This is a genomic window from Selenomonas sputigena (assembly GCF_026015965.1).
GTDB lineage: Bacteria > Bacillota > Negativicutes > Selenomonadales > Selenomonadaceae > Selenomonas.
Genome location: NZ_CP110383.1, coordinates 1,731,382 through 1,745,054, shown reverse-complemented (window position 1 = coordinate 1,745,054; position 13,673 = coordinate 1,731,382). Strand labels below are relative to the sequence as shown.

Annotated in this window: 10 protein-coding genes; 5 read left to right on the top strand and 5 right to left on the bottom strand. The window is 59.4% G+C overall.

Going from position 1 to position 13,673, the window contains the following annotated elements; all coding sequences use genetic code 11:
- Positions 1 to 11 precede the first annotated feature (11 nt).
- The 5 genes from OL236_RS08525 to hydG all read left to right on the top strand — a co-directional run bounded on the left by OL236_RS08525 (position 12) and on the right by hydG (position 6,576).
- Positions 12 to 2,483 carry a sulfatase-like hydrolase/transferase gene (locus OL236_RS08525; protein ID WP_265070278.1) on the top strand — a complete coding sequence of 824 codons (2,472 nt, stop codon included), beginning with the start codon at positions 12 to 14 and terminating at the stop codon, positions 2,481 to 2,483.
- Positions 2,484 to 2,545: 62 nt separating this feature from the next.
- Complete coding sequence (gene ilvN, locus OL236_RS08520; RefSeq protein ID WP_037367896.1) at positions 2,546 to 3,046, top strand: acetolactate synthase small subunit; 501 nt, start codon at positions 2,546 to 2,548, stop codon at positions 3,044 to 3,046.
- A 44-nt stretch (positions 3,047 to 3,090) separates the two neighbouring features.
- The gene (locus tag OL236_RS08515; RefSeq protein ID WP_265070277.1) at positions 3,091 to 4,218 is read left to right on the top strand and encodes a D-alanyl-D-alanine carboxypeptidase family protein; all 1,128 of its coding nucleotides are present in this window, start codon (positions 3,091 to 3,093) and stop codon (positions 4,216 to 4,218) included.
- 18 nt (positions 4,219 to 4,236) lie between these two features.
- Positions 4,237 to 5,103 (top strand): glycosyltransferase family 2 protein, encoded by an 867-nt coding sequence (locus OL236_RS08510; protein ID WP_265070276.1) that lies wholly within the window; start codon positions 4,237 to 4,239, stop codon positions 5,101 to 5,103.
- Between the two features lie 48 nt (positions 5,104 to 5,151).
- Entirely contained in the window at positions 5,152 to 6,576 is a 1,425-nt protein-coding gene (gene hydG / locus OL236_RS08505) for a [FeFe] hydrogenase H-cluster radical SAM maturase HydG (RefSeq protein WP_265070275.1), read from the top strand.
- A gap of 78 nt (positions 6,577 to 6,654) precedes the next feature.
- Here the strand turns inward: hydG and OL236_RS08500 are convergent, their stop codons facing one another.
- The 5 genes from OL236_RS08500 to OL236_RS08480 form a co-directional block, all read right to left on the bottom strand.
- On the bottom strand, positions 6,655 to 7,941 hold the full coding sequence (locus OL236_RS08500; RefSeq protein ID WP_265070274.1) for a hexokinase: 1,287 nt from the start codon (positions 7,939 to 7,941) through the stop codon (positions 6,655 to 6,657).
- Positions 7,942 to 8,090: 149 nt separating this feature from the next.
- Positions 8,091 to 8,864, bottom strand: coding sequence for an HAD-IIB family hydrolase (locus tag OL236_RS08495; protein ID WP_265070273.1), 774 nt, complete (start codon positions 8,862 to 8,864; stop codon positions 8,091 to 8,093).
- Positions 8,861 to 10,525 carry a glycoside hydrolase family 13 protein gene (locus OL236_RS08490; RefSeq protein ID WP_265070272.1) on the bottom strand — a complete coding sequence of 555 codons (1,665 nt, stop codon included), beginning with the start codon at positions 10,523 to 10,525 and terminating at the stop codon, positions 8,861 to 8,863. The genes OL236_RS08495 and OL236_RS08490 overlap by 4 nt, the downstream gene beginning before the upstream one ends.
- Positions 10,526 to 10,588: 63 nt before the next feature.
- Positions 10,589 to 12,703 carry an alpha-glucoside-specific PTS transporter subunit IIBC gene (locus tag OL236_RS08485; protein WP_265070271.1) on the bottom strand — a complete coding sequence of 705 codons (2,115 nt, stop codon included), beginning with the start codon at positions 12,701 to 12,703 and terminating at the stop codon, positions 10,589 to 10,591.
- Between the two features lie 177 nt (positions 12,704 to 12,880).
- A complete protein-coding gene (locus OL236_RS08480) occupies positions 12,881 to 13,663 on the bottom strand; it encodes a MurR/RpiR family transcriptional regulator (RefSeq protein ID WP_265070270.1) in 783 nt (260 codons plus the stop codon).
- Positions 13,664 to 13,673: the final 10 nt, after the last annotated feature.

Here is a 13,673-nt window from a genome sequence, read left to right as displayed (position 1 = left end):
GAGACAGTGGGATGAATGAGGAGGAGCTGCGGCTGATCGGTCAGCTGCAGGAGGCGGCTGCTGCGGGAAAGGCAGAAGCATTTCGGATAGCGGTTCTGGCGCTCATGGAAGCGTACAACCGTGCGCCCGATGAGGCCCTTTTTTCTCTGCTGCATGATCTGCTCTATGTGCCGAATGCCGATGCTATGCGCGTGAACTATGAAAGAGCACGCACGGCACTTTTCGACAGGGCGGTGAGACTGTCGGAGGTGGTGTCATCTCCGCAGGAATTTCCCGCATATGAGGAACTGCCGTGTCGCTTGTTCCCCATCGATGCGGATGCTTCCGTGTTCTTCTGGAATGATGGGAATCGCTTCTTGCTGCATGAAAGTGGTGCGCGTCTTTTGGATGCTGTGCAGAAAATGCTGCTTGATGCGTCGGAGAAGGAACTTCTTCCGCTCATGGCGGACGCTTTGCGCGAACAGCGCGTGATCGGCATACGGCACCAGCTTTTTCTCTGGTTTGAGCATCGCTCTTTTCCTCCGCAGGCGAAAGAGCTGGTGGCAGAGTTTGCCGCCTTGAGCCATGATGCGTCTGCGCCTTTGCATATCGAAGCGGCTCTTCGCTTTGCAGCGGGCGATTTGACCGGAGCGCGTGAACTGGCCGAGCGCGCATACGCGCTTCGCGTTGCCAACATAGATCTGTGGCGACTGCTCGTTGACATCTATGATGCGGCGGGCGAGGAGGAGCGTGCCGCGCGCTTCAAGGGGCTTTGCCACAAGCATGCAGGCGATCTTCCTGGCTTGGCGCTTCGCCTCGAAGATCCGGCGGTGCGGCGGGCGTTCTGCATGGGCAGGCTCACGCCGGTTCACGCGCCCTTTTACGAGGAGGTCGCATGGTCCGCGGCGGGAGAGCTGCAGACGCAGCTGCGCTCTTCAGCCGGAGATTTCCTCCTGCAGTCCGGCGGACGGGGCAGAGGTCTGTGGTGCGGACTCTACAACACGGACGTCTTTTTCCATGTATGGAGCACGCGCTTGGCATGCTTGGAGCGTACAGGCTGCAGAAATATCGACTTTTATTCCAACATCACTTTCGATCTTCGCAAGGCTGTCGTCGCGAGTTCCTTGACGATTCATGCATCGCATGAGACGCCTGTCGTCGCCGCTGCCGCGCCGCTGGAAGAGGTGCCGCCTGTTGCATTGAGCGACGCGGAGGGCGGCGGGGATTTCTATACGGGCAAGGCGGAGTTCGGCTTTTTGCGCATGGAGAGCGATACGCGCCTTGCTGCTTCTGCAGGGAAGTTTGCCGCAGCGGAACCGGTGCGGCTCGAACATGGCTCCAAGCGCAAGCGTCTCATACTGAACCTTTTGCTCGACGGTCTGTCCTGGCCGGCGATGCGCCGTCATGGATTTCGCGCCATGCCGAATCTCATGAGCTTTTTTTCCAAGGGCGTGATTTTTGACCAAGCGTTCTCGGTGGCTGAGTATACGTTTCCTTCGCTCGGCACGGTGGAGACAGGGCTGCACATGCACAGAAGCCAGATTTTCCATGATGAGGTGTGGATGGAGCTTCCGCCTGAGAAAAAAACGCTTTCCGAGCGCATGAGGGCGCTTGGCTACTGCTGCGTCCAGACCATGGGGGATTCTTCGGGCATATACAGCGGCTATAAGCGCGGCTATGGGCGCATTCTTGCAGCGCCGTATATCACGCAGCCGGCATACGAAGGCGTCAAGCGGACGATCGACCATCTCGACGCTTTTGACGAGTGTGACAATTATGTATTCCTTCATGTGGCGGATTCGCATCCTGTCGTTTCCTATGCGGTGCCGCCCCAGCCGAAAACGCAGGCGAAGCTTCCTTGGCAGGAACGTGTCTACGAGGGCGAGCCTAGGGAAAGGGCATTTGATCTCAATGGAAAACTGCGCAATGTGTATGACAACATGGCTGCCATCGAGCGCATGGACAGGGCGCTCGGTGAGCTTTTCCGCTATATCGAGGATCACTACGGGGAGGATGAGTACATCATCAACGCCTATTCCGACCATGGAGTTTCTATTCACAGCGAAGACCCGTTCTTCTTCAGCGACGAGCGCTGTGGCACGGCGTTCATGATGCGCGGTGCGGGCGTTCCCACCCTCGGTATGACGGGTGAGCTCGTGAGCCTTCTCGATCTCCATGCCGTCGTCATGCACGAGGCGGGATTGCCCATGGATGAAACGCTCGATGCGAACCTGCCCGCCGCGTTTGGCGGCCGGGCGCGCGAATATGTGATCTCGAATTCCGTCTTCCCTGGGCAGACGTACAAGCTTGCAATCCGCACGAAGGAACATGAGTTTCGTTTGGAAACGAAGGAGTTTACGCGCATGGATGGTACGATCGACATGAGCGCCTATGTATGGCATCTGTATGAGCGAGAGGGGCATCGAGAGATTTGGAGCGACGCCTTGCGCGACAAGTTCCTCGCGATTGCGTGGCAGCATGTGGCATCGTTCGCCCATGTGTGATATGATGAGAGTGTCGCCTGAGATTCCTCCAGGCGGCGGGAAGGGCGGTTGAATCAAACATGATGCAGAAATTTTTCCTTGCGGCGCTCCTCGACAACAAGCCGGGCGTCCTCACGCATATATCGGGGCTGATCAGCCGCCGCGCGTTCAACATCGAGAGCATTTCGGCAGGCTATACGGAAGAACCGGACGTGACGCGCATCAACATCGTCGTGTCGGTCGAGGACGAACGCGAGCTAGCGCAGGTCACGACGCAGCTCGCGAAGCTCATCGACGTCATCAAGATCGTCAACCTCAGCGAGGTGGACTCGATCAAGCGTGAACTCGTCTTGATTAAGGTGCGCGCGACGAAGGAGACGCGCGCCGACATCATCAACGTCGTCAACATCTTCCGCGCACGTATCGTCGATGTGAGCAAGGAGAATGTCGTCATCGAGCTGACGGGCGAAGGCGACAAGATCGACGCTTTGTCCGAGGTGCTTTCGGAGTATGGCATCATCGAGATTGCACGCACGGGTGCCATCGCGCTGTCGCGCGGTCCTGTGCCGGTCAAGGAGATGTAAGGGGCGCGCTAGATCTAGCGCGTTTCTGTAAGGGGGCAATTCTTTTGCTGAGATGTAAGGATTTCTTCTCTTTTCGTGGTTTCAAGCCGGGCGGCGTGCGCCTTTTGGGACGTCACATTTTGCGCACGGCTGCGACGGCGCTTGCGCTTTCGTATGCACTGACAGGGGGCGTGCCCGCATTTGCCGCGCACGCCCCCGTCGCGGTCGGCGAGCGTGCGCACGATGTCGGACAGACCGAGGTGCATACCGAACGGCAGCACGCCAGCTCGGCGCAGCGCACGATCGCCTTGGGGAAGCCGTCGCGGGAGCATGCGCCGAATGCTGAGCCAACGACAGTTGAAGCCGCTGTGCCCGACGCCGCCCCTGCTACTTCCCTTGCGCCGTCTGTGTCGTCCGCAGCACTCGCCGCGCCGCCTGCCTCTGTGCGCTCGATGACGGCAGATGCGGCAATTCTCATGAACGCGAGGACGGGCGAGGTGCTCTACGAAAAGAACGGCGACAAGCGTGAGTACCCCGCGAGCATGACGAAGATGATGACATGCATCCTTTCGGTCGAGAGCGGCAGATCCGACCTCGCTGTGACGATCACGCCGTTTGCCGCCGACGTCGAGACGACGCGCGTGCGCCCCGGCGAGCAGGCGCGGCTTCGAGATCTCACGCGTCAGATGATGCTGATTTCCGATAACGGCGCGGCGCTCGCCATCGCCGAGACGCTCGGCGGATCGGAGGCGCAGTTCGCGGCGATGATGAATCGGAAGGCGCGGGAGATCGGCGCTTTCCATACGCATTTCGTCAACCCGAACGGCATGCCCGATGTGAACCATTATTCGACGGCGCATGACATCGCCCTCATTGCCGCCTATGGCCTCCGAAATCCTGAGTTCCGCAAGATCGTTGGCACGAAGGCGAGCACGATCTACTATTTGCAGCCAGCAGGCTACAAAACGTACTGTGAGAACACGAACGCGCTGCTCTACTCCTACCCGGGCTGCACGGGACTCAAGACGGGCTGGACGCGTGCGGCAGGGGGCTGCCTCGCAGCATCCGCCATGCGCGGCGATACGGAGCTGATCGCCGTCGTCATGCACTCGAACGACGAGGAGACGCGAGCATCGGAGGCCGCCGCGCTCCTTGACTACGGCTTCAGCGCCTTGGCAGAAGGGCGCTCATGATGGAGAGGAAGATTGAGAGTGAGATCATGGATGGAAAAGGGAAAATCGCATCAGCCGCTGGTTTCCATCGTCTTGCCCGTCTATAACGGAGAGAAGTATCTGCGTGAATCTTTGGATAGCATCTTGGCGCAGACGATGCAGGATTGGGAACTCATCGCTGTCGACGACTGCTCGCAGGATACGACGCCACAGATCCTTGCCGAATATGCTGCGCACGACAGCCGCATTCGCATCGTGCGCAACAAGGAGAATCAACGTTTGCCGCGCTCTTTGAATATCGGCTTTGCCGAAGCGCACGGTATGTTTTTCACATGGACGAGCGATGATAATGCGTACGCACCCGAAGCACTTCACGAGATGGTTTCTTATCTGCAGCGTTTTCCCGAGTATATGATGGTCAATGCGGCGATGGAGCTTCTGTTTGAAGATGTGTCTGGAAAACAGCATCTTGTGGATACGGATCGCTTTGATGCTGATCCGTGGAAGATGCTTGTTCAGAATCGCATTGGTGCATGTTTCCTTTACCGTCGCAGCGTTCCGCAGGAAATTGGTGGTTATGATCCCGAGATGTTTCTCCTGGAAGATTATGACTACTGGCTGCGTATCCTCCTTCGCTATGGAAGGATCGGGCATATCAAAAAGGTTCTTTATCGATATCGTATTCATGAAGGAAGCCTTTCGGCGACGAAAGAAAAGGAGAGGGATAAGCAGGAGGTTCGCCTCATGCATAAGTGTTTGCCCGACATAACGTACCGTTTGCGCAATCATCCCGAAATCTTTCGCAAATATTTCTTGTTAGGCGTGCAGTCGGGGGAATGGAGCGAAGAGGAGATGACGCTCTTCCGTCGCGATTTGCCCGCACTCGTCGAAGAGGCGGGCTTGTAGGCAGACGATCTTGCATCTCGCCTGCCCGATGTTTGAGGGGGCATAAGCATGACAACGTACGATCCGAAGTCCGCGCGTGCTGAGGAGTTCATCAACCATGAGGAAATCCTCGCCTCGCTCGCGTGGGCGGAGGATAATAAAGACAATCGCGCGCTTGTAGAAGCACTTTTGACGCGTGCGCGCGACTGTAGGGGTCTGACGCACCGCGAGGCGGCGCTGCTGCTCGCCGTCGACGCGCCCGATCTCGTCGAGCGAATGCTCGCGCTCGCCAAGGAGATCAAGGAGGAGCTTTACGGCAAGCGCATCGTGCTCTTTGCACCGCTCTATCTGTCGAACTATTGCGTGAATGGCTGTGTTTACTGTCCCTACCATGCGAAGAACAAGCACATCCATCGCAAGAAGCTCACACAGGACGAGATTCGCCGTGAGGTTATTGCGCTGCAGGACATGGGGCACAAGCGTCTCGCGTTGGAGACGGGAGAAGACCCCGTGCACAATCCTTTGGAATACGTCTTGGAAAGTATCAAGACGATATATTCTATCAAGCATAAGAACGGCGCGATCCGCCGCGTGAATGTCAACATCGCGGCGACGACGGTCGAAGACTACCGAAAGCTCAAGGAAGCGGGTATCGGCACTTATATCCTTTTTCAGGAGACGTACCACAAGGAAAATTACGAAAAGCTCCATCCGGCAGGCCCAAAGCACGACTACGCATGGCACACGGAGGCGATGGACCGCGCGATGGAGGGCGGCATCGACGACGTGGGCTGCGGCGTGCTCTTCGGTCTCAATATGTACCGCTACGACTTCGTCGGCCTGTTGATGCACGCCGAGCACTTGGAAGCGCGTTTTGGCGTCGGCCCGCATACGATCAGCGTGCCGCGCATCCGGCCGGCGGATGACATCGACCCGGGCGCGTTCTCCAACGCCATCGACGACGATACCTTCGCGAAGATCGTCGCCGTCATCCGCATCGCCGTGCCCTATACGGGCATGATCGTCTCGACGAGAGAATCCGAGGAGAGCCGCAGGCGCGTCCTCGATCTCGGCATCTCGCAGATTTCGGGAGCATCCTCGACGAGCGTCGGCGGCTATGAGAAGCAGGAGAGTCCAGAGGAAAATTCAGCGCAGTTCGATGTCAACGACACGCGCACGCTGGACGAGGTCATCGAATGGCTCTTAGACCTCGGCTATGTGCCGAGCTTCTGCACCGCGTGCTACCGCGCGGGACGCACGGGCGACCGCTTCATGAGCCTGTGTAAGAGCGGGCAGATCAAGAACTGCTGTCTGCCGAACGCTCTGATGACCTTGAAGGAATACTTGGAGGACTACGCGAAGAAGACGACGCAGGAAAAGGGCGAGCGCGTCATACAGGAGCAGTGGCAGGATATTCCGAACCCTGCTGTCAAGAAGAAGGCGGCGCTCTACCTTAAGGAACTCGGCGACGGCATGAGAGACTTCCGCTTTTGAGGGGTGAAGGGAAGAAAAAGGCGCTGCTGCATGGAATGTGTTTGTTCCATGCAGCAGCGCTTTTTCTTTATAGGAAACTCACCCTTCCACCGTCATGGCGGCGGCGAGGGCGGCGCCGAGGGCGGAGCCGGTGTTTTCAAGGACGATGTGGATCTTTTCTGCTTCGTCGCCGAGGAGATCGGTGAGCGCCTTCTTGAGGTTTTCGGCGACGAGGGGCATCTTTTCATAGACGGAGCCGTCGATGGCGATGTGCTGTTCCTTGATCTCCGCGCCATGTGCGCGATGGCGCACGATGCCTGCGAAGGTCGCGGCGACGAGGCGGGCGGAGCGCGCGATGATGACGCCCGCGAGATTTTGCAGCAGGTTCAGCTCAAGTGCATTGAATTTCTCGCCCGTCTTTTCTTCGAGGATGGCAGCGGCTTCGTGACGGTCGAGGTAGGCATCGGCGACGATCGTGGAAAGGTCGATGCTCGTGAAGGAGAAAGGAGCGGCCTTGCCGAGGATGTCGGCGAGCGCCTCGCCGTAGATTTCGCCGAGGTAGCGTCCCGAGACCATCTTTTCGAGGTGCTGTGCGCCGGGCTTTTCGGAGGTTTCGTCGATGTGCCTGTCATACTTCGTCGGGCGCAGCTTGCCGAAGCCGCCCGACTCCATGTTGATGACGGTGGGCGGCTCGGAACCGTCCGAAAACTCCTCGAAGTAGCAGGTGTTCTGCCCCGTGGCGTAAATCGAGCCGATGTAGGCGTTCGGTTTCTTGTAGGCGGCGGCAAGGAGCGTGGCGACGGTGTCGTTGATGACGGCGACGGGGATGACGTTTCGTGCGCCGCGCCGTGCGAGGGCTTCTTTCAGAAGGTCGTTGACGACCTTGCCCTCGACGCCTTGTGTCGCGAACTCCTTCGTCCAAGTGATGAGCTTGGCGTTGTAGAGGTCGGTCTGCACCGACGGGAAGGAGAAGGTGTGACCGAGCAGGTACGTCGTCGAGCGGTTGCTCTCGATGGCCTCGTCGATGAGTTCGGCGAGGAAGTCGAACATCTCTTCGGCAGTGGCGCTTTCTGCCACATAGTCGTAGACGCCCGGCTCGGTCAGGGGCTTCGCCGCCTTCTTGATGACTTGGTACCTGCCGCCTCCGTGCAACAGTATGTGCAGGGCGCGTACGTTTGTGCCGCCGAAGTCGAGCGCGAGGAAATCGCCGATTTCCTTGCCCGTCGGCAGGGCGACGTAGGAGCGCAGCATGCGCAGCGTGGAATCTTCGCCCTCAAGTCCCGCCTGCATTTCTGCTTCGAAGTCGGCGGAAATCTTCTGAAGCTCGTCGTCACTGATGCTGAATTCGGCGAGCACCTCGTCGTATTTCTTCTTGTCCATGGTCATGGCTGCTCCTCCTTTAAAATGAGGGTTTCTCCGCTGAGCGGACCCCGGGTGGTCAACGTCAGCCAATTGCGCTTCGCCTTCGGCTCGCGTTCTTGGGACGTTTTCACATGCGACCTATTGCCTGTGCGGCTGCGCCCTTCGGGCTTGCCTTACAGATAGGTCAGCATCATCGCGCCGACACTCGGAAAAACTTCCTTCGCCTGCTTTTGAATCGCTTCTCGCGCCGTCGTCAGCGTATAGCCGTCGAATGCCTTGAGCATCGGCAGGTCGTTCGTTTCGTCGCCGATGGCGAAAACTTCCGCGCCGTCCCAGCCCATGACGGAGAGCAGCGTGCGTATGCCCTGATCCTTGCCGACGCCGACGGGCGTGATGTCGAGGCTGCAGGCGTTCGGGTAGGCGTGGATCTTATCGCCGAGCCTCGAGTTGAGCGCGGCGGCGCAGGCGTCGGATTCGGCGGGAAGCGGGAAGCCCATGGAGAACTGTTGGATCTTCTTGAGCGTGCCGATCTCGGATTCCTCGATGTAGATGATGGGATAGTCCCATTCCTTTGCCTCACGCTCGATCCAAGAGCCTTCCGATTGGTGGCAAAGGTACGTCACGTCGGCCGCTGAAAAGGCAAAGTGGAAGGATTTTGCCGCCAGAGGCTCTTCGGCAATGGCGGCGAGGGCGGCCGGTTCGATCTCGGCCTGGAAGCGCACCGTCTCTTTCGCGTCGCGGATGATGCCGCCGTTGTTGCAGACCGTGTAATCGAATTCCAGCCCGAAAGCGAAGAGCTGCGGCACGAGCATGCCGTAGTCGCGCCCCGAGATGACGCCGAACTTGTTGCCTGCCGCACGCCACTTCTTGACGGCCTGCAGCGTTTCCTCGTCGATCTTGCCGCCCCTGAGGAGCGTCCCGTCGTAATCGCTTGCAGCTACCTTCATTGTATCTCCTCCTCGTAAATCACGGCTTCCAATGGACGAAGCGAAGTCGTCGGCGCGTCCGCATAGCTTCCGGCAAGGCGCGTGCCGCGGAGGAAGTCTGCGGGAAGCGCCGCGTCCTTTGTGCTGAAGTTGACCGCCGTCTTGATGCGCGTCTTTCCCAGTGTGCGCGAGAACGCATAGATCTGCTCGTTTTCTTCCAGAAGCTCTTCATATACGCCGTCTAAAAGCGCGGGAATCGTCTCGCGCAGCTTGGCGAGATGACGGTAGAAGTGCAGTACGGAGTCAGCGTCCTTTTCCTCGGCGGCAGCGTTGAGCGTGCGATAGTTCTCGTTGACGGGCAGCCATGGCGTGCCGCTCGTGAAGCCCGCATGTCTTTCGGCCGTCCACTGCATCGGCGTGCGTGCGTTGTCTCGGCTGTTGAAGTGGACGAAGCCCAGCGCTTCCTTCTTGGAGAAGCCATCTTCCAAAGCGAGCGCGTACTGGCCGTGCGACGAAATGTCGTCGTAGGCGTCGATGGAATCCCAAGCCACGTTCGTCATGCCGAGTTCTTCGCCCTCGTAGATGAAGGGCGTGCCGCGCAGCGTGAAGAGGACGGCGGCGAGAGCCTTTGCCGCGAGCTTCTTGTCCGCGCCTTTGGGGAAGAAGTAATTGACGGAGCGTGCACGGTCGTGGTTCTCGAAGTAGATGGGAAACCAGCCTTCCTTGGCGGTGGCGTGCTGGCTAGCCGTGAGCGCACGCTTGAGCTTCGTGAGAGGCCACGGTTGCGCCTTGTGCCAGCATTCGCCGCCTTCGTAGGGCACGAGGACGTGGCTGAACTCGAAGAGCATGGAGAAGACGCCGTTTTCGCCGACCCACAGCGGCAGTTCCTCGGGTGTGACGCCGTTCGCCTCGCCGACGGTGAAGATGTCGTGTCCGTCGAAGACGCGTGCGCGGAACTCGTGCAGGAAGTCGAGGATGCCCGGCGTGTTCGCCGTCATATCGTGGACACTCGTCATGCCGTCCGTCGCGTCCGGCTCGCCGTCCGTGAAGACGGCGGGCTTCTTGATGTAGGTGATGGCGTCGATGCGGAAGCCGCCGACGCCCTTTGCGAGCCAGAAGTTTGCGGCGGCGAAGAGCGCCTCCCTGACCTCGGGGTTCTCCCAGTTGAGGTCGGGCTGCGCCTCGGCGAAGGTGTGCAGGTAGTATTGGCCGCGCTCCTCGCAGTACGTCCACGCAGAGCCGCCGAAGATGCCGCGCCAGTTCGTTGGGGCGCTGCCGTCCTCCTTCGCGTCGCGCCAGATATACCAGTCGCTCTTCGCGTTCGTGCGGCTCTTCTTCGACTCTAAGAACCACGGGTGCTGGTCAGAGGTGTGGTTGTAGACGAGATCCATGACGATGCGCATGTCGCGCTTCTTCGCTTCGGCGATCAGTTCCTCCATGTCGGCGAGCGTGCCGAAATCGGGATGGATGCCGCAATAGTCGCTGATGTCGTAGCCGTTGTCGACCATGGGCGACGGGTAGACGGGCGTGAGCCATAGCGCGCCCGCGCCGAGCGACCTTAGATAGTCGAGCTTTTCCGTGATGCCGCGAAGATCGCCCGTGCCCTTGCCGTGCGTGTCGTTGAAGCTCTTCGGATAAATCTGGTAGACGGCGGTGTTCTGCCACCAATGCGTTGCTTTCATGCGTTTTTCCTTTCCATTCAGCCCCCTGCCGTGCGGGCAGGGGGCTGCGAGATTTGACGTGCGTCAGAAGGTCAGGACGTCCGTCTTGCCGGCTTCTGCCGTCATGCCCGTATGCTTTTTCATCAGCGGGTATTCGCCCGAGTTTGTCACTGCCATGATGACCGTGTCCTGGTAGCCGGCTTCCTTGATCGTCGCGCGGTCGAACTTCACGAGCGGCGCACCTTGGCCGACCTTGTCGCCTGCACGGACGAGAAGCTCGAAGCCCTTGCCGCCGAGCTTCACCGTGTCGACGCCGATGTGGATGAGCAGTTCCGCGCCGTTCGCGAGACGCAGCCCGACGGCGTGCAACGAATCCTCCATGACCATCGTGACTTCGGCGGCGGCGGGCGCGACGACGAGATTGCCCGTCGGCTCGATGGCGACGCCGTCACCTATCATCTTCTGTGAGAACATCTCATCCTTGACCTCGCTCATGTCGATGACCTTGCCGTCGGCGACCGCCGTGAAAGAAAGGGATTTTTCCGTGCCGACGGCGAGCTCCGTCGCATCGGATGCAGGCGCTGCGAGAAGCGCCTCGAAGCGCTCGCGCACCTGTGGCACGGAGAGGCCAACGATGACCTGGAACGCATGTCCGTTCCGCACGAGGCCGTGTGCGCCCGCGCGGGTGAAGACGGCGACCGGCTGTACGAGATCGGGATCTTCTACCGTCACGCGCAGGCGCGTCGCGCAGTTCGTGACGTCCTTGATGTTCGCAGGGCCGCCGAGTCCTTCGAGGAAGACCTTCGCCTTCACGTCGCGCTCGTCGAGCTTCAGATCGGGTGCGGCGCCTGCAGCGGCATCCGCAGCGCCTGCCTGCTTCGCCTTGTAGTCGGCTTTCGTGAAGAGCTTGTCCTCGACATCGTCGTCCGTTCTGCCCGGTGTCTTGTAATCCTTGAAGCGGATGACAGCGCGGAAGACGAAGAAGTAGATGGCGGTGAAGCACAGGCCGATGCCGATCTGCGTGAGGTATGTCGCATAATGGTAGGAGAAAAGAGGAATCCAGTTCTGCACGAAGCAGTCGATGAGACCGCCGCCGAAGTTGCCCGAAAGCCCGATGGCGTAGAGCGTCGCCGAGAGCGTCGCCGAGAGGATCGCGTGCAGCAGATAAAGGAGAGGCGCGACGAAAAGGAAGGTGAATTCCAGAGGCTCGGTGATGCCGCAGAGCATCGCCGTGATCGTCGCAGGGATCAAGAGAGCCGCTGTCTTCTTGCGCTTTTCAGGCTTGGCGCACGCGTAGATGGCGAGCGCTGCGCCCGGCAGGCCGAAGACCTTGCCGCTGCCGTGCAGTGCGAAGCCGCCCTCGGGGAAGAGGTCACGCAAAGACTGCGCGCTCGTCATGAAGTCGTTGATATGGCCGAGCCAGTAGGCTTGGATGCCGCCGTCGACGACCGCAGGGCCGAACATGAACGGCAGGTAGATGAAGTGATGGAGGCCGGCGGGCAGCAGAATTTTCTCCGAGAACGTGTATGCCCAGACGCCGACGATGCCGCTCGTTTTGAGGAAGAACTGAAACTGCTCAATCGCGTGCTGTACCATTGGCCAGACGCAGCAGAAGATGAGGGCCATCGGGATCATGACGGCGAAGCCGACGGCGACGACGAAGGCAGGGCCTTTGAAAATGCCGAGCCAATCGGGGATGTTCGTATCGTAGAAGTGGTTGTGCAGGTATGCCGTGCAGCACGCGATGAAGATCGCGCCGAGCATGCCCATGTCGAGCGTCTTGACGTTCGCGATCATGGCAAGTCCCGTGCCGGGACCTGCCGCCTGGCTGTAGTCGACGCCGAATGCGCTGCCGTGCAGCGTGAGGATGGCCGAGATGAAGTAGTTGAAGAGCATGTAGATGACGAAGGATTCCATGGCGCAGCGTGCCGGCTCCTTCTTCGCGAAGCCGATGGGCACGGCGATGGCGAAGAGAATCGGCATCTGTGCGAACACCGTCCACGCGCCCTGCTCGACGATGTACCAGAAATCGTACCATAGCGTGCCTTCGGCGGCGATCGCGCCGAGCAGCCCCGTGTTCTTGCAGACGATGGACACCGCCACCGTCAGACCGAAGAACGCGAACAGGATGACGGGCGTATACATCGCGCCGCCAAACCGCTGCATGTTCTGCATGAAGACGTCCTTGCTGAGTGACATGAGCTTACCTCCTCTGAAACACTGAAAACCTTTGTCTATTACGATAAAGGAAAATCGTTGAAAAAGCAAGCATTTTGCGCCATTCGGGAGGCATGTACAGAGGTTGCAAGGAGGTACATGCAGTGAAACTTGTTACAGAAGCCCCAAGAGGTCAAGCCAAAGGCGCAGACCGATTGGCTAGGCTTCTGTAAGGGCATTTTCCTGCTCGCTGCGGTAGAGACGGTAGTGGACGTAGAAGATCTCAAGCAGCAGGAAGTAGGCGAGCATGGACTTGAACGGCAGCCGCTCCTCGCTTTTGGGCAGGTTGAAGGCGGCGGGCACGACGTAGAGGTTCTCTGTCGAGCGGCTCGCGAGCGTGTTGTGCTGCATCTGCGTGATGGCGAGAAGCGGCACGCCCTTGAGGTTCAGCTTCTCGGAGAACTCCTTGACGCGCTCGGATTCGCCTGAAAGCGAGATGAAGACGAAGAGATCGTCCGGCCCCGCCGTCTGATAGACGGAATAGAACTCCTCGCGCCCTGCGATCTCGCAGATGAAGACATTGTCGTAGAGGAAGAGACGCTTGAGTTCCTGCATGACGTTCGTCTGCACATAGCCCGAAGCGTAGGCGAAGACGCGGTGCGCCTCGTGGACGAGGCGGCTCGCGCCGCGATAGTCGCGCGCCATGAGTTCGCGCCATGACTGATCGTAGAACTGGCTCAGCGACGTCAGGATGTCGCGGTCGGGCTTTCCGCGCTCTTCGAGTTCCATCTTGAGCACCGCCTTCATCTCGCCGAAGCCCTCGAAGCCGATCTTCTGCGCGAAGCGCACGACGGACGCGCTCGAAACGGCGCAGAGCCGCGCGAGGTCATGAATGGAGGCGCGGCAGGCCGTCTCCTTGTGGCTCTCGATGAAGCGCCAGATGCTTTTGTCGGCATCGCTGAGTTCGTGCAAGTGAAGATTGATGCGCTCAGGAAGCTGCATATTGTTCCGC

What these genes read in the sequence shown, in the direction of transcription:
- ilvN (WP_037367896.1), top strand. Translation starts at nt 2,546, where the DNA reads ATGCAGAAATTTTTCCTTGCGGCGCTCCTCGACAACAAGCCGGGCGTC.
- OL236_RS08485 (WP_265070271.1), bottom strand. Translation starts at nt 12,703, where the DNA reads ATGTCACTCAGCAAGGACGTCTTCATGCAGAACATGCAGCGGTTTGGC.
- OL236_RS08490 (WP_265070272.1), bottom strand. Translation starts at nt 10,525, where the DNA reads ATGAAAGCAACGCATTGGTGGCAGAACACCGCCGTCTACCAGATTTAT.
- hydG (WP_265070275.1), top strand. Translation starts at nt 5,152, where the DNA reads ATGACAACGTACGATCCGAAGTCCGCGCGTGCTGAGGAGTTCATCAAC.
- OL236_RS08495 (WP_265070273.1), bottom strand. Translation starts at nt 8,864, where the DNA reads ATGAAGGTAGCTGCAAGCGATTACGACGGGACGCTCCTCAGGGGCGGC.
- OL236_RS08525 (WP_265070278.1), top strand. Translation starts at nt 12, where the DNA reads ATGAATGAGGAGGAGCTGCGGCTGATCGGTCAGCTGCAGGAGGCGGCT.
- OL236_RS08480 (WP_265070270.1), bottom strand. Translation starts at nt 13,663, where the DNA reads ATGCAGCTTCCTGAGCGCATCAATCTTCACTTGCACGAACTCAGCGAT.
- OL236_RS08500 (WP_265070274.1), bottom strand. Translation starts at nt 7,941, where the DNA reads ATGACCATGGACAAGAAGAAATACGACGAGGTGCTCGCCGAATTCAGC.